This window comes from Providencia rustigianii DSM 4541 (genome assembly GCF_000156395.1).
In the GTDB taxonomy this organism is placed as follows: domain Bacteria; phylum Pseudomonadota; class Gammaproteobacteria; order Enterobacterales; family Enterobacteriaceae; genus Providencia; species Providencia rustigianii.
Map to the genome: position 1 here is coordinate 158427 of NZ_GG703820.1, position 21681 is coordinate 180107.

General features: G+C 39.5%; 20 protein-coding genes, 1 tRNA gene and 1 other RNA gene. 9 read left to right on the forward strand and 13 right to left on the reverse strand.

The window, feature by feature from the left end; genetic code table 11:
* The first annotated feature begins 22 nt into the window (after positions 1–22).
* Both frc and yfdE read left to right on the forward strand, forming a co-directional pair.
* Positions 23–1294, forward strand: coding sequence for a formyl-CoA transferase (gene frc, locus PROVRUST_RS15075; protein WP_006815731.1), 1272 nt, complete (start codon positions 23–25; stop codon positions 1292–1294).
* Positions 1295–2428, forward strand: coding sequence for a CoA:oxalate CoA-transferase (yfdE, locus tag PROVRUST_RS15080; protein ID WP_006815732.1), 1134 nt, complete (start codon positions 1295–1297; stop codon positions 2426–2428). It begins immediately after the preceding gene.
* 139 nt (positions 2429–2567) lie between these two features.
* On the opposite strand, the gene PROVRUST_RS15085 is transcribed toward yfdE, so the two are convergent.
* Both PROVRUST_RS15085 and dnaQ read right to left on the reverse strand, forming a co-directional pair.
* Positions 2568–2644, reverse strand: a tRNA-Asp gene (locus PROVRUST_RS15085).
* Positions 2645–2765: 121 nt separating this feature from the next.
* Entirely contained in the window at positions 2766–3527 is a 762-nt protein-coding gene (gene dnaQ / locus PROVRUST_RS15090) for a DNA polymerase III subunit epsilon (protein WP_006815734.1), read from the reverse strand.
* Between the two features lie 54 nt (positions 3528–3581).
* On the opposite strand from dnaQ, the gene rnhA reads away from it, so the two are divergent.
* Complete coding sequence (gene rnhA, locus PROVRUST_RS15095; protein WP_006815735.1) at positions 3582–4052, forward strand: ribonuclease HI; 471 nt, start codon at positions 3582–3584, stop codon at positions 4050–4052.
* Positions 4053–4060: 8 nt separating this feature from the next.
* Here rnhA and PROVRUST_RS15100 read toward each other — a convergent pair whose 3' ends face one another.
* Positions 4061–4786 carry a class I SAM-dependent methyltransferase gene (locus PROVRUST_RS15100; RefSeq protein ID WP_006815736.1) on the reverse strand — a complete coding sequence of 242 codons (726 nt, stop codon included), beginning with the start codon at positions 4784–4786 and terminating at the stop codon, positions 4061–4063.
* Between the two features lie 34 nt (positions 4787–4820).
* On the opposite strand from PROVRUST_RS15100, the gene gloB reads away from it, so the two are divergent.
* The 4 genes from gloB to PROVRUST_RS15120 all read left to right on the forward strand — a co-directional run bounded on the left by gloB (position 4821) and on the right by PROVRUST_RS15120 (position 8204).
* A complete protein-coding gene (gloB, locus tag PROVRUST_RS15105; RefSeq protein ID WP_006815737.1) occupies positions 4821–5573 on the forward strand; it encodes a hydroxyacylglutathione hydrolase in 753 nt (250 codons plus the stop codon).
* 83 nt (positions 5574–5656) lie between these two features.
* Complete coding sequence (mltD, locus tag PROVRUST_RS15110; protein ID WP_006815738.1) at positions 5657–7033, forward strand: murein transglycosylase D; 1377 nt, start codon at positions 5657–5659, stop codon at positions 7031–7033.
* A 527-nt stretch (positions 7034–7560) separates the two neighbouring features.
* Positions 7561–7929, forward strand: a complete 369-nt coding sequence (tomB, locus tag PROVRUST_RS15115; protein ID WP_006815739.1) for an Hha toxicity modulator TomB — start codon at positions 7561–7563, stop codon at positions 7927–7929.
* 71 nt (positions 7930–8000) lie between these two features.
* Positions 8001–8204, forward strand: a complete 204-nt coding sequence (locus tag PROVRUST_RS15120; protein WP_006815740.1) for an HHA domain-containing protein — start codon at positions 8001–8003, stop codon at positions 8202–8204.
* A 330-nt stretch (positions 8205–8534) separates the two neighbouring features.
* Here PROVRUST_RS15120 and ffs read toward each other — a convergent pair.
* Positions 8535–8631, reverse strand: an RNA gene (gene ffs / locus PROVRUST_RS19035) — signal recognition particle sRNA small type.
* A gap of 144 nt (positions 8632–8775) precedes the next feature.
* Positions 8776–9234 carry a YbaY family lipoprotein gene (locus PROVRUST_RS15125; protein ID WP_006815741.1) on the reverse strand — a complete coding sequence of 153 codons (459 nt, stop codon included), beginning with the start codon at positions 9232–9234 and terminating at the stop codon, positions 8776–8778.
* Between the two features lie 241 nt (positions 9235–9475).
* On the opposite strand from PROVRUST_RS15125, the gene tesB reads away from it, so the two are divergent.
* Positions 9476–10342, forward strand: a complete 867-nt coding sequence (gene tesB / locus PROVRUST_RS15130; RefSeq protein WP_006815742.1) for an acyl-CoA thioesterase II — start codon at positions 9476–9478, stop codon at positions 10340–10342.
* 106 nt (positions 10343–10448) lie between these two features.
* Here tesB and PROVRUST_RS15135 read toward each other — a convergent pair whose 3' ends face one another.
* From PROVRUST_RS15135 to PROVRUST_RS15145, 3 genes are all read right to left on the reverse strand, one after another.
* Positions 10449–12233, reverse strand: coding sequence for a SmdB family multidrug efflux ABC transporter permease/ATP-binding protein (locus PROVRUST_RS15135; RefSeq protein ID WP_006815743.1), 1785 nt, complete (start codon positions 12231–12233; stop codon positions 10449–10451).
* On the reverse strand, positions 12230–13975 hold the full coding sequence (locus PROVRUST_RS15140) for a SmdA family multidrug ABC transporter permease/ATP-binding protein (protein WP_039855593.1): 1746 nt from the start codon (positions 13973–13975) through the stop codon (positions 12230–12232). Before PROVRUST_RS15140 ends, PROVRUST_RS15135 begins: the two co-directional genes overlap by 4 nt.
* A gap of 74 nt (positions 13976–14049) precedes the next feature.
* Positions 14050–14511: an Lrp/AsnC family transcriptional regulator gene (locus PROVRUST_RS15145; protein ID WP_006815745.1), complete on the reverse strand. Its 462-nt coding sequence runs from the start codon at positions 14509–14511 to the stop codon at positions 14050–14052.
* Between the two features lie 227 nt (positions 14512–14738).
* Between PROVRUST_RS15145 and queC the strand changes: the two genes are divergently transcribed.
* Positions 14739–15434 carry a 7-cyano-7-deazaguanine synthase QueC gene (gene queC / locus PROVRUST_RS15150; RefSeq protein WP_006815747.1) on the forward strand — a complete coding sequence of 232 codons (696 nt, stop codon included), beginning with the start codon at positions 14739–14741 and terminating at the stop codon, positions 15432–15434.
* Positions 15435–15484: 50 nt separating this feature from the next.
* On the opposite strand, the gene PROVRUST_RS15155 is transcribed toward queC, so the two are convergent.
* The 5 genes from PROVRUST_RS15155 to lon all read right to left on the reverse strand — a co-directional run bounded on the left by PROVRUST_RS15155 (position 15485) and on the right by lon (position 21624).
* The gene (locus tag PROVRUST_RS15155) at positions 15485–15913 is read right to left on the reverse strand and encodes an acyl-CoA thioesterase (RefSeq protein ID WP_006815748.1); all 429 of its coding nucleotides are present in this window, start codon (positions 15911–15913) and stop codon (positions 15485–15487) included.
* 212 nt (positions 15914–16125) lie between these two features.
* Positions 16126–16497, reverse strand: a complete 372-nt coding sequence (locus PROVRUST_RS15160; protein ID WP_006815749.1) for a ComEA family DNA-binding protein — start codon at positions 16495–16497, stop codon at positions 16126–16128.
* A 144-nt stretch (positions 16498–16641) separates the two neighbouring features.
* Entirely contained in the window at positions 16642–18510 is a 1869-nt protein-coding gene (gene ppiD / locus PROVRUST_RS15165; protein WP_006815750.1) for a peptidylprolyl isomerase, read from the reverse strand.
* Positions 18511–18679: 169 nt separating this feature from the next.
* Positions 18680–18955, reverse strand: coding sequence for a nucleoid-associated protein HU-beta (gene hupB / locus PROVRUST_RS15170; protein ID WP_172459960.1), 276 nt, complete (start codon positions 18953–18955; stop codon positions 18680–18682).
* A gap of 239 nt (positions 18956–19194) precedes the next feature.
* Positions 19195–21624: an endopeptidase La gene (gene lon / locus PROVRUST_RS15175; RefSeq protein ID WP_006815752.1), complete on the reverse strand. Its 2430-nt coding sequence runs from the start codon at positions 21622–21624 to the stop codon at positions 19195–19197.
* Positions 21625–21681 lie beyond the last annotated feature (57 nt).

Here is a 21681-nt window from a genome sequence, read left to right on the forward strand (position 1 = left end):
ATATTCTTCAATAAGGGAAAATATGAGTAATTCAAAACCTCTTGATGGTATTTCCGTACTTGATTTCACAGGCGTTCAATCTGGACCATCCTGCACCCAAATGCTGGCATGGTTTGGCGCTGATGTAATTAAAATCGAACGCCCGGGCGTTGGTGATGTCACTCGAAATCAATTAAGAGATATTCCTGATGTTGATGCTCTTTATTTCACCATGCTGAATGGCAATAAACGCTCCGTTGAACTCAATACCAAAACGCCTGAAGGTAAAGAAGTTATGGAGCGTCTTATTAAACAAGCCGATATTTTAGTCGAAAACTTTCATCCCGGCGCCATCGACCATATGGGCTTTACTTGGGAACACATCCAAGAATTAAATCCTCGCCTCATTTTTGGCTCCATTAAAGGATTTAATGAAAATTCACCTTACGCCGACGTTAAAGCTTACGAGAATGTCGCTCAAGCCGCTGGTGGCGCTGCATCAACGACAGGTTTTTGGGATGGTCCACCTTTAGTGAGTTCAGCTGCATTGGGTGACAGCAATACAGGTATGCATCTACTTATCGGTTTACTTGCCGCACTCTTACATCGAGAAAAAACAGGTAAAGGCCAGCGGGTGACGATGTCAATGCAAGATGCGGTATTGAACCTGTGCAGGGTAAAATTACGGGACCAACAACGCTTAGAGAAAATTGGATTCTTAGAAGAATATCCTCAATATCCAAATGGTACTTTCGGTGATGCAGTACCCCGTGGAGGTAATTCAAGCGGTGGAGGGCAACCAGGCACGATGCTTAAATGTAAGGGAAGCGACACTGATCCTAATGCCTATATTTATTTTATTAATCAAGATCACAATTGGGAAAAAACTTGCGATGCAATCTGTCGTCCTGAATGGAAAACTGATCCTAATTTTGCAACAGTTGAAGCGCGAGTAAGCCATATTCAGGATGTGTGGGATGCAATAGAAAATATTATTAAAGATAAAGATAAGCATGAAGCAACAGATTATTTTGATAAATTTGATATTCCTTGTTCCGCTGTATTAAGTATGAAAGAAATCATAAATGATAAATCACTGAGAGATAGTGGCTCTATTATTGAAGTAGATCATCCTAAACGCGGCAGTTATCTCACAATCGGTTGTCCGATAAAATTCTCTGGATTTACTCCTACAATAGTGAGGTCACCTTTATTGGGGGAGCATACACACGAAGTATTAAAAGAACTTAATTACAATGATACTCAAATAATAGAAATAGAAAAAAGCATGACAATAAATAAAAAAGGTAATTAAATGAAAAGCAAAGGCCCGTTCGAAGATTTACTTGTTATAGATCTTACGCATGTATTAAATGGCCCATTTGGAACTCAAATGCTATGTGATCTTGGAGCAAGAGTCATAAAAATTGAAACTCCAGGTCATGGTGATGATACCCGGACATATGGGCCTTATGTTAATGGGCAATCTTTATATTATAGTTTTGTGAATCGAGGAAAAGAAAGCATCGTTCTTAATTTAAAAGATAACGATGATCGCGCGATTTTTATCAATATGATAAAACAAGCAGATATCGTTGCCGAAAACTTTCGTCCAGGAACTATGGATAAACTCGGGTTTTCATATGAAGAACTATCTACAATAAACCCTCGACTCATTTATGCTTCATCCTCTGGTTTTGGTCATACCGGACCATTAAAAGACTTTCCTGCCTATGACACGATTATTCAAGCGATGAGTGGCATCATGATGGAAACAGGTTTTCATAATGGACCTCCCGTCCGCGTTGGAACATCAATATCTGACTTATGCGCTGGTATATATATGTTCTGTGGTATCGTCAGCGCCTTATATGCAAGAGAAAAAACAGGTAAAGGGGCTCATGTTGATATTGCTATGTTCGACTCAACAATATCATTTCTTGAACATGGATTAATGGCATATGTTGCAACGGGGAAAGCGCCTGAACGGATTGGAAATCGCCATCCCTATATGTCCCCTTTTGATGTTTTTAATACTAAGGATAAGCCTATTACTATTTGCTGTGGAAATGACTCTTTATTTTCTAAGCTATGCCAATCCATTGAGTTACCATCACTAATCAAGGATCCTCGTTTCTTAACAAATATTGATAGGGTTAAAAATCAAGAACAACTCAAAAAGCTTATTGAACATAAGCTAAAAGAACATAACGCAGATTATTGGATTAACGCTATAGATGTAGCCGGAGTTCCCGCAGCTCCATTATTGAGTGTAGCGGAAGCAATGCAACTACCACAGACACAAGCCAGAAATATGTTAATTGAAGCTGGTGGTATCAAGATGCCCGGTAACCCAATAAAAATAAGTAGCTACCCAGATCCTAAAGAAAGAAAAGGTGCTCCAGAGTTAAATGAGCATGGAGAGATACTTCGTAAAGAGTTTTCTTAATTTTAATTAATAAGTCTTCGTTACGAGTAGAAAAGCACTATTGAGATATTAGAGTTACTACAGTAATAACAAAACCCAAAATGCTTAGACATTAGATGAAAAAAAACGCCATGCTAATTAATAGCATGGCGTCATAATTTGGCGGAACGGACGGGACTCGAACCCGCGACCCCCTGCGTGACAGGCAGGTATTCTAACCAACTGAACTACCGCTCCGAAGTTCCCTACTGGGAACGCCAAGCATATTACGAATACTCGGTATCACAGTCAACACTTTTTCTTGAAAAATCGTACAGTTGAACAATTTTTAGTCTTGCAGGGCATTATCTGACTTTAATTAGTGAAGGACATCTTCCTCATCATCACTTTTTCGCCATAAACAGGGCTTTCCACCTTTTTTATCGACAATATCTAAGCGAGCCTCATGCTCTGCAATTTCTTGATCGGAGGCATAAAGAACTTTTAATCCACTAGCAGGACGTTGTATACGTTGGATTTCATTTGCTTGTTGAATATTCTTTGAGTCAGAGTCCATCGAAAAAGCGAGGGATGTCTGCCCTCCAGTCATCGCTAGATAAACATCAGAGAGGATCTCCGCATCGAGCAATGCCCCGTGCAGTGTTCGCTTAGAGTTATCGATTAAGTAACGATCACACAATGCATCCAAGTTATTACGTTTGCCCGGGAAGATTTTTCGAGCGAGAACCAAGCTATCGGTAATAGAACAAAACTCCGCAGTGGGCGGAATTCCACGATTCAGTTTACGAAATTCGTAATCCATAAAGCCGATATCAAAGGGAGCATTATGAATAATAAGCTCAGCCCCTCGAATAAATTCAATAAACTCATCGGCAATCTCTGCAAAAACAGGTTTATCTTGCAAAAATTCATCGCTGATACCATGAACACCAAAGGCTTCAGGATCAACTAGGCGGTCAGGTTTAATATAAACATGGAAATTACGCCCTGTTAGTCGACGGTTTATTACCTCGACAGCACCAATTTCAATAATATTGTGACCTTCATAATGAACACCAAGCTTGTTCATACCCGTGGTTTCAGTATCGAGGACAATTTGTCTGGTTATCGCCGTGCTCATAATGTTTTTTTGTGTCAAACTAGAAGTTGATGAATAAGAAAGAGTGTAACAGAAATGACAAAGCAGGTAGAAATTTTCACTGATGGGTCTTGTTTAGGTAATCCAGGTCCCGGCGGTTATGGCATTGTGTTGCGTTATCAGCAGCATGAAAAAACACTCAGTGACGGTTTTTTCCTCACCACCAATAATCGTATGGAATTGTTGGCTGCGATCATCGCCCTTGAATCATTAACTCAACCTTGCGATGTGATCCTGACAACGGATAGCCAATATGTACGCCAAGGGATCACTCAGTGGATCCATAATTGGAAACGTCGCCAATGGAAAAAAGCAGATAAATCGCCTGTTGTGAATGTCGACCTATGGAAGCGTCTCGATCAAGCCATCACTCGCCACACGATTGACTGGCGTTGGGTCAAAGGACATGCAGGGCATGCAGAAAATGAAAAATGTGATGAATTAGCCCGCGCTGCAGCAAACTCCCCTACTAAAGAAGATACTGGATACCAGCCAGCTCAAGAATAATCATTCGACTATTTAGTTAGTTTCGTTTGTTTACTGATTTCCTTCGTCGCCCCTAATGCCGTTGTGATTTTCACTTTTGGCTGTTTAAATTTTAGGGGCGTCGGTGTTAAGGGATAGGTTCTTTTTCTCGCCACAATGACGCTAATCACCCCAACTCCACCACACTTATTTATGCGCTTATCCGGAGACATCCAAGGGATTACTTGGCAATTTTGGTGATACAGAACTTCATAATTCAATAACCCTAACCAGTCAAAAACTCTTAATGATGGGAAAAACCGGCTACAGTACGGCTGCTGCTTTCTGAGTATCGGAACTAGCTTCGCCATCCCCGCTAAACTGAATGGGTTAAATCCCGAAATAATTAACCATCCATCATCAATTAATACTCGGTCCACTTCACGTAAGATCCAGTGTGGGTTGTTGCTATACGCCAGCATATGCGACATAACACAAGCATCTATTGTCTTATCTGCAAATGGAAGTGCTTCCGGGGCAGCAGCTACATCAAAGATATTCGAATCTTCTCCTAGCGAAAATTGATGAGGTATCATGCACTGTTTAGTCTGGATTTCTGTGCTTAAATGCCCTAATTTAAGCAGATGAAAACCAAATATTTTTTGCCACCATGGTGCTAATTGAATATCCAAGGCTTGGCGATAATGTTCGCCAAAAGGAATAGCGGACCAACTGGCGGGCATTTGAATGTTTTTCTCAATACGCGCAGGTTTCATCACATTCCCCTTAGAATTAGAATCGAGGTTATTTATGGAGTTAATTCGAATTTCCGCTTTAAGCGATAACTACATCTGGTTACTAGCTGATAACCAACAATGTATCATCGTTGACCCTGCGGAGTCAGAGCCCGTAATCGCAACATTAAAAACTAACCAATTAAATCCTGCTGCAATCTTGCTCACTCATCATCATAACGACCATACCCAAGGCGTTAAAGATATTATTGCAGCATATCCCAATATTCCTGTTTTTGGGCCTCAAGAAACGCTAGCAAAGGGGGCAACACTGCTAATTGAAGATGGTGATTCTGTCGTGATCGGTAACTTTAATTTTAAAGTACTAGGATTGCCAGGGCATACTCTAGGGCATGTTGGTTTTTATCAAGCTCCGTATCTATTTTGTGGTGATACTCTTTTTTCGGCAGGCTGCGGTCGTATCTTTGAAGGTACACCAGAACAAATGTTTCAATCTATTCAAAAAATTGCCGCTTTACCCGACGATACTTTGGTCTGTTGTGCTCATGAATATACGCTTTCTAACTTAAAATTTGCGCAGCATATTTGGCCTGAAAATGAAGCTATTAAGAATTATTCCGAAAAAGTCACAGCATTACGTGAAAATCAACAGGCGACCGTACCTAGCACATTGAAAACAGAGAGAAATATTAACATTTTTTTACAGTGTAATAATGTAGAATTACAACAAAAATTGAACATTAAGATGGTAAATCCATCATTAAGAGCCATTTTCACATTGTTACGCCAATTAAAAGATCAATATTGACGTATAATCATTGTCAATGACAGGTAAAATCAGTATTATCTGTTCAACTTTTAAACATTAAAAATGAAAGATAAATAGAGATAATGAAGATAATTGCGACCCTCATCGCCATTGTTTTGCTTGCTGGCTGCCAAAGTGCACCAAAAGTTACCGCAAAGCATCAAAAATCTTCAGCTAATCACTCAATTGACACTGTTGCATCTCATAATCAGGCAGCGAGTAGACAACTCTCAAAAGTCGATCACGACCTTTGGGGTTATATTAGTGGTGAACTGAAGATGGATATCCCTAACAACTCAACCGTTAGGGAAATGGCCAACAGCTATTCAAACAAACAAAATTTTATCTATGATGTTGCTGTAAGAGCTGAACCTTACATGTATTTAATTGTAGATGAAATTAATGAACGTAACTTACCGATGGAATTAGCTCTAATTCCCGTCATTGAAAGTTCATTTAATCCTAAAGCAACCTCCCCTGCTCAAGCAGCAGGTCTGTGGCAAATTGTGCCAGTTACCGCTCGCGGTTACGGGTTAAAACAGACTCAATGGGTTGATGAACGCCGTGATGTGGTTGCGTCAACAAAAGCTGCGTTGGATTTGCTTGAAAACCTTAATATTATGTTTGGCCACGATTGGGAGCTAACGTTAGCGGCCTATAATTGTGGTGAAGGCTGCGTACAAAATGCAATTAAAAAGAATGAAGCGGCTGGATTACCAACTGATTTTTGGTCTCTGCAACTACCGAAAGAAACTAAGCAATACGTTCCAAAAATTCTAGGGTTAAGCCAAGTATTAAGAGAGCCTGAGCGTTATCAGGTTAAATTACCGAAAAGTAATAAGAATCGCGGTTTGACTCAAATTGACGTTGGTCAACAGATTAGTTTAACCCAAGCTGCCGAATTAGTCGGGCTGACTGAAGAGTCAATTAAAACATATAACTCGGGGTATACTCGCGGGGTGACTGCCCCTAATGGTCCACATTATATTCTGTTACCGACAGCAAAAGCTGAGAAGCTAAAGCTATCACTTACGGATCAAGATGTTTTGAATGATATTCGAACTGCCCTGTCTCAACATCGTTATGCACAAGAGACCAAGCGTAATACTCATATCGCTAAAAACAATACCAAACAAAGTAAAACCTTCTCTTATAAAGTACGTAAAGGTGAATCGGTAGCAAGTATAGCGAGAAAATTCAATACGACCGCAAAAAATATTCAGCAGCTTAATGGTCTAAAAACCGCCAAAGCGATCGTTCCAGGGCAAACGCTAAAAATATCTGGAGCAGCACCTGTTGCGAATAGTCGTAAGAATGGTACCTATAAAGTCAGAAAAGGCGATACTTATTATGGTATTGCGAAACGTCACGGCATTAAGCTAAATGACCTGATGAACTGGAACTCAGGCGTTAAAATGGCAGACTTAAAGCCGGGTGTGACTTTAAACTTATATCTTTAAATTAATTTAATAAAAAACTCCGTATCAGTTCAAAACTGCGGAGTTTTTTATATTAAATAAAACTCAATGACTAGAAATAAACTATTTAATTAGTTTTAATCAAGTTATCAATCAATGTTACATTTTTAGTTGTAATATTTCATATTAAGCATACTAAAATGTATAAAGAGTTCAGTGTTATTTACATTTTTCATTCAATCAATACCAAGAAAATAAATGGCAATATCAGTTCTACTTGTTACGATTATCTGTAAAAAAGTAGTTATTGGGTGGTGACTTATGTCATAAAAGTGCTATTATTATCAACGTGGCGAAAATTGTTTTGAGCAGCCAGTTTATATTCGAATATTACTTATATAGCATTGATAATCTAAAAAATTCTCTCACGCAGTGATAATCTTATATTTTTCAGTATATTAACTTCTGTCTATTTATACTGAACACTGATGCTTATATTTAGTTAACATGACATTATTTTTGATATAAAACACACAAAGTAAAAGTCAGATTCGCCCGTGGAGGTGATTATGGATGAATATTCACCCAAAAAACATGATATAGCAGAATTAAAGTATCTATGTAACAGCTTGAATCGTGATGCGATATCAAGTTTACAAAAAACAACAACTCATTGGATAAATGATCTCAGCTCACCCCTAAGTGTGAGTCTTAACGAGCTTGTCGAACACATCACTTCCTTTGTTTGGCGATTTAAGATCAAATACCCAAAAGAAAATCTCGTTATATCATTAGTCGAAGAGTATCTTGACGAAACATATGATTTATTTGGCAGTCCAGTTATTACCTTTAGCGAAATCACTGACTGGGAAAGTATGAATCAAAATCTTGTCGCCGTGCTAGATGATGATCTAAAATGTCTGACAAGTAAAACATAGGTATATCATTTACCTTCTCCTAACTATGACATACTAAGTTTTAGATTATTTTTCATAAAAGAAAGGGCGTTATGACCAAATCTGATTATCTGATGCGTTTGAGAAAATGCACAACTCTTGAAACACTTGAGCGCGTCATTGAAAAAAATAAATATGAGTTATCAGATGATGAGTTAGAGTTATTTTACTCTGCTGCAGACCACCGTCTTGCAGAGCTCACCATGAATAAACTTTACGATAAGATCCCTCCATCTGTTTGGAAGTTTGTTAGATAAATTCTATTTACGCGCACAGATAGTAAATGGTTATAGCCGGTAACTTTTTATCGGCTCAATAGTATTTCATTTTCTTAATTTTCAGCATTCAATAAATGTAATTCTATTTTTCTATTATAGAAATAATCTCTGACTGATATATTTTAGTTTTTGAAACTTCAATAGCTCTCTGTTATTACCTAATATTCCTAAAAATATTCTATAAGTATCATAAAATTTATCAAATAGGGTTAGAATAGGGTTAGTGAGTGTACTGGACAGTATTCTTGGGATAGAGGGAAATCAATTCAAAAAAAGAACAAAAAAGGAAAGGTATAATTTGGGTGGGAGCCCTGCCAGCGACATCCCGGCACACACGACCCCTGCTATGGCTGCTTCCTTCCGGACCTGACCTAGTTAACAAGTTAGCGTTGCGGGAGAACCAACAGAGCCCCCATTGAATGCTTCTTTCAAAGCAGGGGCATTATGCTTGATAGCCATTAAAATAGCAAGAAAGTGGAAATCAAGTGCTGATTTATTACTCAAAAAATCGAGAGTTTTCATTTCAAAATCAATTAACCTAAAAATAAGGTTAATTCGCCGGTACTAATAAAATATCTATATTTTCGGTTATACCATTATTGATAACTTCAATTGAAGAATCACTGATATACAATAACTTTCCTTCTCCATACACAGTCGCACTCACCATCACCCGAGCCTGTTTTCTAATTTCATTTTTATGATAAGTCAACTCGAATGGTAAGGATGTTTTATTATTCAATTGGTTATAGTGTTTTTGTGACAATATTAAAGCAGGTAAATCAATGATCGATGTATCTGCCAATGTGACCGTAATATCCACATCCTCAGGAAGCACGGCCCCTTTAATAATCATTAGATTACCACTGACCTTACCGATATCGACTTGTTGATTGTCATGGTTATCTTTTCCTTGTAACCTTTTTTCTGCGGGTTTAGCGTTATTTCCTTCGCAGCCCACTAAAAAAACAATTACCAACAAACTAATAACACTGCGCTGCAACCCCATAAAAAATCCCTATAACTAATTGTTTTTACTGTATATTTTTACGTCGCCATTATAATCTATACATCTTCATTTATCTAACCTTAGAAAATTATATCTAATACATATTAAATAATGAAATTATATTTCAAAATGTAACAGAAAAAGAATGCCTATTTAGTCATACACAAACTGCCTACCTATTTTTTGTAATTAATGGGAAAATAGTGCTATCTGATATTTTTTAACCATCATCAAGGTAACTATGAGCCCAGAATTACAAAATTTAGTGAGCCTAATAAAACTCGAAAAAATTGAAGAAGGCATTTTTCGAGGGCAAAGTGAAGACCTTGGTTTACCTCAAGTTTTTGGTGGACAAGTCGTCGGACAAGCGATATATGCCGCTAAACAAACAACACCAGAAGATCGTATTATCACGTCATTTCATAGCTATTTCTTACGTCCAGGCGATAGCCAACGCCCAATTGTATACGATGTGGAAATTTTAAGAGATGGAGGTAGCTTTAGTACCCGCAGAGTCAGTGCAATCCAAAATGGTAAACCCATTTTTTTTATGACTGCGTCTTTTCAGGTACAAGAAGATGGATTCAATCACCAGAATCTAATGCCTGAAGTCCCCGCACCAGAGCAATTAATCTCACAAGATGAAATTATTCAGCGATTAGCTGATAAACTGCCAGAATCTGTAAAAAAGTATGCTCTACGCCCAAATCCTTTTGAATTCCGCCCTATTCAATTTTACAGCCCATTTGATAGTGCTCCTCAAGAACCGTTCCGCTATATTTGGTTTAAATCAAAAGGTAAGTTGCCCAATAACCCTGCCTTACATGATTACTTATTAGGTTACGCATCTGACTATAATTTCTTGCCTGCTGCTTTACAGCCTCACGGTCGTGGCTTTATGGAACGAGACTTACAAGTTGCCACTATTGATCATTCGATGTGGTTCCATCGACCTTATCGAATAGATGAATGGCTACTATATGCAATCGAAAGCCCATCAGCTTCAGGAGGCAGAGGATTTGTAAAAGGTCAAATCTATAATCAGCAAGGAGAACTTGTTGCAACCACAGTCCAAGAAGGGGTTATTCGGAAGAGAAAGTTTCGCTGAGGGCTAAAAAATAAGTAGTCACTTACTCAAAATTGAAAGTTCAAGAGCCACCAAAAATATTGGTGGCTCTTTTGATTAGGTAAAATTGATATTTAGTTAGGTTCGACTAAACTAGCACGGTCTCCACTGTAACCTCATCGCGAGAGTTCAGTGAATCCCCCACCTGTTGTAACTGGTACATTTGATAATAACGACCTTTTTGCTGTAGAAGCTGAGAATGATTCCCTTGCTCTACAATCGTTCCGCGATGCAAAACAACCACTTGGTCCGCATCAACAATCGTTGATAGTCTGTGAGCAATTACTACCAATGTGGTTTTTTGGCGAATAACTCGTAATGCCTTTTGGATTGCCTGCTCAGTTCCTGAATCAATATTCGCGGTTGCTTCATCCAATATTAAAATTTTAGGGGTAATGACTAATACCCTAGCCATTGCGAGCAACTGGCGTTGGCCTACAGATAATGTATTTCCTTGCTCGCCAAGCAGTGTATCCAATCCTTCTGGCATATTGCGAACATGCTGAGCCAACTGAACAGTTTCAAGAACCTCCCAAACTTTATCCTGAGAGACATCTCGCCCTAATGCAACGTTATCAAAGAATGAAGCCGCGAGCACCACTGGATCCTGTTGAACCATCGCAATTCCACTACGTAACACTTGGTGTGATAACGTATTTAAATCTCGGCTATCCAATAAAATTTCACCTTGTTGCCAAGGGTAGTAGCCCATAATCAGATTAGCGATAGTACTTTTGCCACTTCCTGTATGCCCTACCAATGCCAGAAAATTATTTTCTGGAACAGACAAATTAATGTCATCTAAAACTTTTTTGTCATCGCGATAAGAAAATGCAAGGTGCTTTATTTCAATTGTTCCGTGCTGTAACGGCTGTATATTATCGCCATACCCTTGCTGAGGGCTGTCCATAAGCTCAAATACGCGCTCCCCAGACACAACGGCCTGTTGCAACATAGATTGCTGAGAAGTGAGTTCAATTAATGGTTCATTCAAGCGCCCAAGATAATTAATAAAAGCATAGAGCACCCCAACCCCGATCGTACTCGCACCATCAAGCCCAAATAACAGCAGTAACCCACACAGAACTGCGGCAGAAATTAAGCTGAGTAATGGGCGCAATAATAACCCATCAAGCCTTAATGCTTTCATTCTAGCCTGATAGTGTTCTTGGTTGATTTCTTGAATTTTTTTGCCGAATCGTGCTTGTTGCAAGAATTGCTGTACAACCGTCATTCCACTAATAGCTTCATTAAAACTATTATTAATATCTGCAAGATACGCACGAACCCGACGAACTATTGGCGTACTAAGGCGCTGATAAATCAACATGATAATAAAGACTGCGGGGAAAATGAGTACCGCTATCGAAGCCATCCGCCACTCTAAGGAAAACATTGCCACCAGCATAGCGCATATTAGTGCAATGCTGCGAAATACGGTTGGTACGACTGTCACAAATAAGTCTTTGATCACTTCAGTATCATTGGTGACCCGCGAAATAATTTGCCCTACCGGTTGTTTATCAAACGTACTCAATGGCTGGCGTAATGCTGCATTCATCACATCCGTTCTTAAACTTTGTACAACCCCAACAGAAGCTTTATTGAACAAAATATTTTGATAATAATGAAGCAGTGCCGCTGTAATTTGCAGTAAAACAAACCCAACAGCCATATACAGCGTCAGTGGCATGATAATCTGTTTTTTAGCTACCATATTGTCAATAAAGTAGCTAATCAATAAAGGACCACTGACTTCCGCAATCGCCGCTAACCATAGCATCCCGACCGCAATTCCCATGGTTCCGCGATACGCTTTTCCATAAGACAGCAACCGTTTTAATGCTGGCCAAAGTGATTTTTTTTGACTCATAGATCACCATCCAAAGCCGCTTCAATCTGCTGATAGTGATACATATCTTTATACCAGCCCACCTGTTGGCTGAGTTCTTCATGAGTGCCTTGCATTGCTATTTCGCCATGGCACAACACCAAAATATTATCAGCTTCTACTAATGCTGATAATCGATGTGCACTGATGATTAACGTTCTTCCCTGCCGCCAATGGCTTAAGTTTTGCAAGATTGTGAACTCGGTTTGCCCGTCAACCGCGGAGAGCGCATCATCTAAAATCAATATTTCCGCATTTTGTAAAATAGCCCTAGCAATGGAAATACGTTGTTTTTGCCCGCCAGAAAGCATCACACCTCGCTCACCAACTTCAGTTTGATAACCTTCAGGCAGCCTTAAAATATCCTCATGCACACAAGCAATACGTGCAGCCTCTTCAATCTGGGCTTGAGTCGCGTCAGGGTGACCAAGAGCAATATTTCCGGCTACCGTATCAGAAAACAGAAATGGAGATTGATTAACTATCGATAACCTAGCTCGCCATTCATTCAAATGAATGTCTGTTAATGGGCGATTTTGGTAGCAAATCTCCCCTTCATCAATATCGAAATGGCGCTGTAACAAGGTTATTAGAGTAGATTTACCCGAGCCTGTAGGTCCGCATAACCCTAAAAAACCTCCCGGTTTTAAAGTAAAACGAATATCTTTTAAGGCGTGACGTTGAGTTTCTGGGTATTGAAATACACCAATATTAACTTCTAATATGCCTTTATCTGGCTGTAAAGAGTGAGCACCATCTTTGATAACTAAAGGCTCATCCAATAAACTCAATATACGGCTATAGGCAGCACTGCCTCGTTCAACAATATTAAACATCCACGCCAATGCCAACATAGGCCAAATCATTAATCCTAAATACATCACAAAACTGGTTAACTCGCCGAGGGTTAATGTGTCATTCAACACCATCCAGCTTCCCCCTGCGATTGCCAATAAGTTTGCCATACCAATTGCCACAAATATGGTTGGGTCAAAACGTGCGTCGACTTTCGCAACATGCATATTGCGGCGTCCAGCTTCTGTCGCCACCTGCTCAAATTGATTTGATTGATGCTCCTCGAGACCAAATGCCTTGATCATACGAATGCTGGTTAAACTCTCTTGGGCATGATTATTTAATGAAGAAAAAGCACCTTGAGCATGCTTAAAGCGTTGATGAAGTAGATCTCCATAACGCTTAATGACTAAAGCCATTATCGGCATAGGGATCAAGGCAAGTAATGTCAGTTGCCAACTAATTTCTACACTCATCATGACCAATACAGCACAGCCCATGACTAAGGAGTCAACAAAGGTTAATACCCCTTCCCCAGCAGCAAAAACAACCCGATCTACGTCATTTGTTGAGCGGGCGATCAAGTCCCCAGTACGATATTTTAAATAGAAAGATTGGTTTTGCTGACTGAGTCGTTGATAAATTTTCTGTCTTAATTGAACGGCGAGCTTATATGAGGCGCCAAATAGCCATAAACGCCAAACATAGCGTAATCCGTATACCGCCAGTGCAATGACCAACATGGCTAAGACATAATTGACCAACTGCGGGTTAGTCATAGACCCTTTACTGATACCGTCTACAACTTCACCGACTAGGCGCGGAGGAATGACTTGTAAAATAGCGATGATAATTAAAAAACAAATAGCGCCGCAGTAGCGTCGCCATTCACTAAAAAAGTACCAACGTAATTGTGAAAATAATCGCACGTATTACTGCCTTGAATGATGTTAATAACGACCGAATTTCTATTTATATATTGGCGTTCTATTGATATAGCCCACTAATCGGGGATAGGTAGCACCGTCGTATATTTGATTTTTTCCATCGCAAAACTGGAAGTCACATCGATTAAACCATGAACGCCATTAACCAGCTTTTTATAGAATAAATCATACGATTTCATATCATGTACTTCGACTTGCATTAGATAATCATATTCCCCAGCCATACGATAAAACATTAATACCTCAGGTAGTTGTTCGACAAAAGAGACAAACTGTTCATACCATTCGCTATTATGCTGCTGAGTTTTAATCATTACGATAACCGTAAGTCCTAAACCTAATTTTTCGCCATCCAGCAGTGTCACTCGACCGCGGATATAACCTTCATCTTCTAACCGTTTTAGCCTTTTCCAACATGGCGTTGATGTTAAGTTCACCGCTTCCGCTAATGCGCTTAATGATAGACCACTGTCATTTTGTAATAAGCAAAGTAACTTTTTATCAATTTTATCCAACATATTTAGCCCCCTTCCTTATGTACTTTCATCATCAAAATTCTACCATGTGAAAACAATAAAGGTGTTACGTGTTGTGAATATTGTAGAATAACTTTATAAAAATCGCGGGAATATAGCATAAATTGCTTACTAAATAGTAATAGAGTAAAAAAATAGACTGTTCATTCCCTTTCCCCATCGCTAACATAGCCTTAAATCTAAATCCTATTCGAGTTCAGGAGGTTCTTATGAAACGAGCCGTTGTTGTCTTTAGCGGGGGGCAAGACTCCACAACCTGCCTAATACAGGCACTTAAACATTATGATGAAGTTCATTGCATCACTTTTGATTATGGTCAGCGCCATCGTTTAGAAATCGAAGTCGCACAAAAACTTAGCCTACAATTAGGCGCTAAAGCTCATAAAGTTCTTGATGTCACTCTACTTAGTGAATTAGCCATTAGCAGCCTTACCCGAGACAATATTCCGGTTCCTGACTTTAAGGAGAGTGAAGCTAGCGGTCTCCCGAGTACGTTTGTTCCTGGTAGAAATATTTTATTTCTCACGTTAGCCGCTATTTATGCTTATCAGGTACAAGCCGAAGCGGTGATCACGGGAGTTTGCGAAACTGATTTTTCTGGTTACCCTGATTGCCGTGATGAGTTCGTTAAATCCCTCAACCATGCTGTAAGTTTAGGTCTAGCTAAAGATATCCGATTCGAGACTCCACTAATGTGGTTAGATAAAGCGCAAACTTGGGCTTTAGCGGATCATTATGGGCATCTAGAGACAATTCGCCAACAAACACTAACATGTTATAACGGTATTCAAGGTGATGGCTGTGGAGAGTGTGCAGCGTGCCACTTACGCAGCAAAGGCTTGAATTATTACTTAAGCAATAAACAAGCTGTAATGAATTCTCTTCTCGAGCAGCTAAAACCGTAGTTTATCGTTAATTTTAAAAAGCCAACCAAAGAGTTATTTATTTCGGTTGGCTACATTTCAATAAAAGAATCTTTTTTGTTATTGAGCGCCTCAATTTTTTCACGCAGTTCATCTGCAATCACCATGGCTTTATTCGTTTTTCCATCAATAAAAACAAAAGTAACATAAGCATCTGATACAACTTCAGATTGCCCATGACTATTACGGATAATCTGTTGATAACAAACCGCGCTTTTAACACCAATTTTATCCATACGGGATATTACTGTGAGTTCATCACCCAAACCCACTGCCTGAAAATAATTGACGTTAATGTTTACAGCTGCCATCACAATTTTATTTTGGATTGCCCATTCAATCAGATTCGCTTTTCCCATCCACTCCCATCTGTCTGCCTCATAAAACTCCAAATAACGAGCATTGTTTACATGCTGGAATACATCAATGTGGTACCCAAGTACTTTAATATTTATCGCCATAACTACTCCGACCAGTCAACTTTATCGATAACATAAAAATAACAAATCTTTAGATAGCTTGCTGAGAAAATATCACTTATAAGACTTAGCTCTCATATTAAGCTCTACAAAATTATTTTTAGAATAAAAAACCTTCACTTCTTTTTTGACTCTTTCAGTTAAAAATACCAAAGTGAAATAAGCTCATCACTTACTGATGAGCTTATTTATCGTTACAACACTAACTTACTACGATTTTTTTCTAAAAATGCAGGACCAATACCTTGAACCTCAAGAATATTTTCAATGGAATTAAATGCCCCATATTTTTCACGATATTCCACTATTGCCTGAGCTTTTTGTTTACCAATTCCACTGAGGATCTTTGCTAATTCTTCAGCGCTTGCTTGATTGATATTAACTTGTTCAGGGCTGACTAAACCCGTCGCTGGCTTAGTTTCTATCATTTCTTTTGGCTGAGTCACCGCAACCACAGATTTTTCTGGTTCTATTTTCTTGGCAAATGTAGCTCCCGATGTTGAATACAACATGGCAGCCATAAATAACGTCCCTAATCCCTGTTTAATATTTTTATTCCATTTCATTTCAGTTCTCCTATATGTGTAGAAACATCACAATGCCAGAGGCTGTCACTCAATGCTTTTTGCTTGTTTATACAATGCGAAAGGCCACCCAAAGGTGGCCTTTTATTACCAAGATTACAATCTCAGTTGCGAAGCGCTTCTCAATTATTCAATATTTTGAATTTCAATTTTTGCATTAGCGCGCAAGTTTTGCATCAATGACTCATTAACCACAGAGCTCATCATCGCTTGATACTGACTTCCAAGTTGGCTCAGCTCTTCTGCAGTTGGCTGACCTAAAGTCACTTTATCTAGCTGAACAACCAGTAAGTTATCTTGTTTATCATAAGCAATTGAGTATGTTGGTTTGCCATCAATTGGCGGAGTCATTTTCATTGCAACATCAGTGACATCGGTAGCCGGTGCAATGAAAGATACGGTCTGAACAGAACCAAATTGAGTACCAGCAGCTTTCAGAGCCTCATCACCCTTGCCCGCTTTTAACTCAGTAATTAGTTTGTCGCCATCTGCTTTTAACTGAGTGAAGGCTTTTTGGCGTTTCACCAGCGTTGCAATCTCAGATTTAACTTGATCAAATGGCTCTGTCATTTCCGCTTTGTACTGAGTGACACGAACAACAAAGGCACGGTCACCTTCAACGTTAATCACATCAGAGTTAATACCTGTAGCGCCATTTTTATCAATTAAGCGTTCACTGAAAATCTCATTGATGACTTTAGGGAAGTTCAGTGCTTCTGGTGGATTTTTACGATCAAACCATTCGGTATTGCTAACTTTCAGTCCAGAAACGCTTTCAACAGAAGCCAATGATTCATTATCATTTGTTGCAGCTTCGCTCACTTTCTGTTGTAAATCATAAAACTGCTTGATGCTCTTATCTTGAGTTAAGCTTGTTTTAATGCTGTCTTTAACTTCATCTAACGGCTTAATTGCTTCTGGCGTAATATCATCCAAACGGAACAGAACATAATTGTCTTGAACTTTAATTGGTGCAGAAACCTGACCTTTTTCAGTTAGGTTCGCGCTGATGATTTCACTTGGTGTAGATGCAGCTTCCATCCAACCAATCACACCTTTATTACTTGCACTGAATTTGTCTGTTGATTTTTCAGCTGCTAACGCAGCAAAATCAGCACCATTTTTCAGTTCAGTTTCTAAAGCTTGCGCATCTTTTTCTGATGCAACTTGAATCATGCTATAGAGTTTTTGCTCTGCTTTAGTGAAGTTTTTCAGGTTTTGCTGGTAGTAGGTTGTGATTTCTTCATCATTTACCGTTGCTTTCGGCATTGATGCAGCATCCATTTCTACATAGCTCACTTGAACTTGTTCAGGTGAAATAAAACTATTTTGATTAGCGTCATAATACGCTTTCAATTCTTCTTCTGTGACGGTTTGTTTAGCTTGAACTTCAGCTAGTGGCAGCATTGCAGTGCGAACTTCACGCTGCTGCATAAATAGCTCAGCATAAGCTTTCACTTCAGAAGGCAGTGCAAACTCAGTCCCCGTAAAGGATTTGCCTAATTGCGCACGGACTAAGTCTTGACGAATTTGTGCGGCGAAGCTGTCTGCATTGATATTGTAACGGCTTAAGATTTCACGATATTTTTCACTGTCAAACTTTCCATCAGTTTGGAAAATTTGCATAGCAAAAATAGCCTGTTCAATTTGCTTATCACTTGCAGAGAGATTTAATTCATTCGCATATTGATTAATCAATTGGGTATTGATTAAGTTATTCAAAGCTTGGGTACGCAGCTCTTTCATATATTCATCATTACTGGCTACTTCAGCGAATTTATCCCCTAAGTATTCTTGTAATGATTGGCGTTCCTGTTGAAAAGCCTGCTGTAATTGTTCCCTGCTTATTGGCTGCCCATTGACTTCAGCGGCATCATTACTTGAACCACCGATCACATAGCCAGCAACACCTGTCAGCACGAATGACAGGATAATAATAGCTAACAACACTTTAATAAAAGGACTGTTCGCCTTCGTGCGTAGATCTTCCATCATAAAAAGGCTTAACTCCGCTTTGTTGAATTTCTTAATAATGCGCTAATTCTAACCCAGATAGGAAAAAAAGCGCACCATTTCCATGGTGCGCTTATATATTATCTGATTAAAGACATTACGTCAGTTTGAGTTTTCGCAAAAAAGCGTGAAAGACGCGACTAAAACTCAATTAACGATTAACAGCGTCTTTTAGACCTTTACCGGCGCGGAAAGCAGGTACTGTAGCCGCGGCAATTTTAATTTCTTTACCTGTCTGCGGATTACGACCAATACGCGCTGCGCGTTTACGTACAGAAAAAGTACCAAAGCCAACTAAAGTAACATCATCACCTTTTTTCAGCGAACCCGTTACAGAGGCAACGAAAGCATCGACTACGCGACCTGCTGCGGCTTTAGAAATGTTCGCTTCTGAAGCGACTTTTTCAATCAGTTGAGACTTATTCACTATTATCATCCCCATATTAGTTTTGACTTGATCGGTTAATTAACCAATTACAGTATAGTTAACAATAGTAAGTATGGTTAATTAATGATGCAGCCGTTATATCAATCCTGAATATCAATGGCAAGAGAACAAATAGCATGCGAACCATTATCAGAATCTTCGCTAAAAGTAGCGATGAAAAAAAAGGCTGACAAGCACTTAATTAGCTGTCAGCCTTAGTTTTATACGAGCTTTATGACTTAGCTCACCTTTTTCGCTTTATTTTTTACTACTTCCATCCCAAAAGGAGGATTAACTAAAGCTAGAGATAAGACTTCTTCAATGGTTTTTACTGGATGAATTTTCAAATCAGCAATCACATTTTGAGGAATTTCTTCTAAATCCCGCTTGTTTTCTTCAGGAATTAAAACTGTTTTTATTCCACCACGATGCGCCGCTAATAACTTCTCTTTCAATCCACCGATTGGTAGCACTAAGCCTCGTAGGGTAATTTCCCCAGTCATCGCTACATCCGCTTTAACTGGATTACCCGTTAAGCAAGAAACTAGTGCGGTTGACATTGCAATACCTGCACTCGGACCATCTTTCGGTGTTGCGCCTTCCGGTACGTGAACGTGAATATCACGTTTTTCGTAGAAGTCGCCATTAATACCCAGTTTTTCTGCACGAGCACGTACAACCGTTAATGCGGTTTGAATCGACTCTTGCATGACTTCACCCAGAGAGCCGGTATAGGTTAATTTCCCTTTACCTGGTACACATGCGGTTTCGATAGTTAGTAAGTCACCACCAACTTCAGTCCATGCTAAACCTGTTACCTGTCCTACACGGTTTTCTGTATCTGCATGTCCATAATCGAAGCGACGAACACCTAAATAATCTTTTAGATTATCTGCGGTGATACTGATGTGCTTCAATTTTTTATCCATTAACAGTGCTTTAACCGCTTTACGGCACAGTTTAGAGATTTCACGCTCTAAACCACGAACACCCGCCTCACGAGTATAGTAACGAATGATACTCATCAGAGCGCTATCATCGATAGATAGTTCACCTTTTTTCAACGCATTACGTTCAATTTGCTTAGATAACAGATGTCTCTTCGCAATATTTAGTTTTTCATCTTCGGTGTAACCAGATAGACGAATCACTTCCATACGGTCTAATAATGGTGCAGGGATATTCATCGAGTTCGATGTCGCCACAAACATCACGTCAGACAAGTCATAATCAACTTCCAAATAATGGTCGTTGAATGCGACGTTCTGCTCTGGATCTAATACCTCTAATAATGCAGAAGCCGGATCCCCACGCATGTCGGAAGACATTTTATCGATCTCATCCAGTAAAAATAGCGGGTTTTTCACCCCAACTTTTGCCATTTTTTGGATAAGTTTACCTGGCATCGAACCAATATAGGTACGACGGTGACCACGGATTTCCGCTTCGTCACGTACACCACCCAATGCCATACGGGTGTATTCACGACCTGTCGCTTTGGCAATAGATTGCCCCAGTGATGTCTTACCAACCCCAGGAGGCCCCACTAAGCACAGGATTGGGCCTTTAATTTTACTCACACGACTCTGTACCGCCAGATACTCAAGAATACGGTCTTTAACACGCTCTAAACCATAATGGTCGGTATCAAGGACTTCCTGAGCTTTCACTAAGTCTTTTTTGACTTTGCTACGCTTATGCCATGGTACCTGAACCATCCAATCGATGTAGCTGCGTACCACTGTCGCTTCTGCTGACATTGGAGACATCATTTTCAGCTTCTGCAATTCAGCTTCTGCTTTCTCTTGTGCCTCTTTTGGCATCTTCGCTTCTTCGATTTTACGTTTCAGCGACTCGTATTCATCCGGCGCATCATCCATTTCGCCCAGCTCTTTTTGAATGGCCTTCATTTGCTCATTCAAATAGTATTCGCGCTGACTTTTTTCCATCTGCTTTTTCACGCGATTACGGATGCGCTTTTCAACTTGCAGTAATTCTGTTTCTGATTCCATCATTGCCATCAGGAACTCAACACGCTCGGCAATGTTTGCCATTTCAAGAACGCGTTGTTTGTCCGCTAATTTTAATGGCATATGTGACGCAATCGTATCAGCCAGTTTATCCAACTGATCTTGCTCAATCGCATGCAGTGAAGTCAGGACTTCAGGTGGAATTTTTTTGTTCAGCTTAATATAGCTTTCAAATTGGCTAACAATTGTGCGATATAAAACTTCTTGCTCTTTTTCATCAACCAATTCTGCCGTTGGCACTGTTCCTGTTTCATCATAGGCAGCTGCTGATTTAGCGTCATCGTTTAGCAAGTATTCTGCTTGCGCTAAGAAATATTCACCATTGTCAGTTAAGCTTGTGATACGAGCACGTCTAAGCCCTTCGACTAAAACTTTGACAGTGCCATCGGGTAATTTAAGCATCTGAATAACAGACGCAACAGTCCCAACAGCAAATAAATCATTTACCCCAGGATCATCGGTTGAGGCTTCTTTTTGCGCAACCAGCATCACTTGCTTATCATGATCCATTGCTGCTTCCAGACTGTGAATGGATTTTTCACGTCCAACAAACAGTGGGATCACCATATGTGGGTATACCACTACATCACGCAGAGGCAATACTGGTATTTCAATGCGTTCGGAACGCTCTGGATTCATAAAGCTCTCTCTTCGTTTAGCACACGCCAGTTAAGGGTTGTCTCTTATCAAAGGAAA

Bases quoted from the DNA above. Each gene is read 5' to 3' on its own strand.
- frc (WP_006815731.1), top strand. From the start codon at position 23: ATGAGTAATTCAAAACCTCTTGATGGTATTTCCGTACTTGATTTCACA.
- yfdE (WP_006815732.1), top strand. From the start codon at position 1,295: ATGAAAAGCAAAGGCCCGTTCGAAGATTTACTTGTTATAGATCTTACG.
- dnaQ (WP_006815734.1), bottom strand. From the start codon at position 3,527: ATGAGCACGGCGATAACCAGACAAATTGTCCTCGATACTGAAACCACG.
- rnhA (WP_006815735.1), top strand. From the start codon at position 3,582: ATGACAAAGCAGGTAGAAATTTTCACTGATGGGTCTTGTTTAGGTAAT.
- PROVRUST_RS15100 (WP_006815736.1), bottom strand. From the start codon at position 4,786: ATGAAACCTGCGCGTATTGAGAAAAACATTCAAATGCCCGCCAGTTGG.
- gloB (WP_006815737.1), top strand. From the start codon at position 4,821: ATGGAGTTAATTCGAATTTCCGCTTTAAGCGATAACTACATCTGGTTA.
- mltD (WP_006815738.1), top strand. From the start codon at position 5,657: ATGAAGATAATTGCGACCCTCATCGCCATTGTTTTGCTTGCTGGCTGC.
- tomB (WP_006815739.1), top strand. From the start codon at position 7,561: ATGGATGAATATTCACCCAAAAAACATGATATAGCAGAATTAAAGTAT.
- PROVRUST_RS15120 (WP_006815740.1), top strand. From the start codon at position 8,001: ATGACCAAATCTGATTATCTGATGCGTTTGAGAAAATGCACAACTCTT.
- PROVRUST_RS15125 (WP_006815741.1), bottom strand. From the start codon at position 9,234: ATGGGGTTGCAGCGCAGTGTTATTAGTTTGTTGGTAATTGTTTTTTTA.
- tesB (WP_006815742.1), top strand. From the start codon at position 9,476: ATGAGCCCAGAATTACAAAATTTAGTGAGCCTAATAAAACTCGAAAAA.
- PROVRUST_RS15135 (WP_006815743.1), bottom strand. From the start codon at position 12,233: ATGAGTCAAAAAAAATCACTTTGGCCAGCATTAAAACGGTTGCTGTCT.
- PROVRUST_RS15145 (WP_006815745.1), bottom strand. From the start codon at position 14,511: ATGTTGGATAAAATTGATAAAAAGTTACTTTGCTTATTACAAAATGAC.
- queC (WP_006815747.1), top strand. From the start codon at position 14,739: ATGAAACGAGCCGTTGTTGTCTTTAGCGGGGGGCAAGACTCCACAACC.
- PROVRUST_RS15155 (WP_006815748.1), bottom strand. From the start codon at position 15,913: ATGGCGATAAATATTAAAGTACTTGGGTACCACATTGATGTATTCCAG.
- PROVRUST_RS15160 (WP_006815749.1), bottom strand. From the start codon at position 16,497: ATGAAATGGAATAAAAATATTAAACAGGGATTAGGGACGTTATTTATG.
- ppiD (WP_006815750.1), bottom strand. From the start codon at position 18,510: ATGATGGAAGATCTACGCACGAAGGCGAACAGTCCTTTTATTAAAGTG.
- lon (WP_006815752.1), bottom strand. From the start codon at position 21,624: ATGAATCCAGAGCGTTCCGAACGCATTGAAATACCAGTATTGCCTCTG.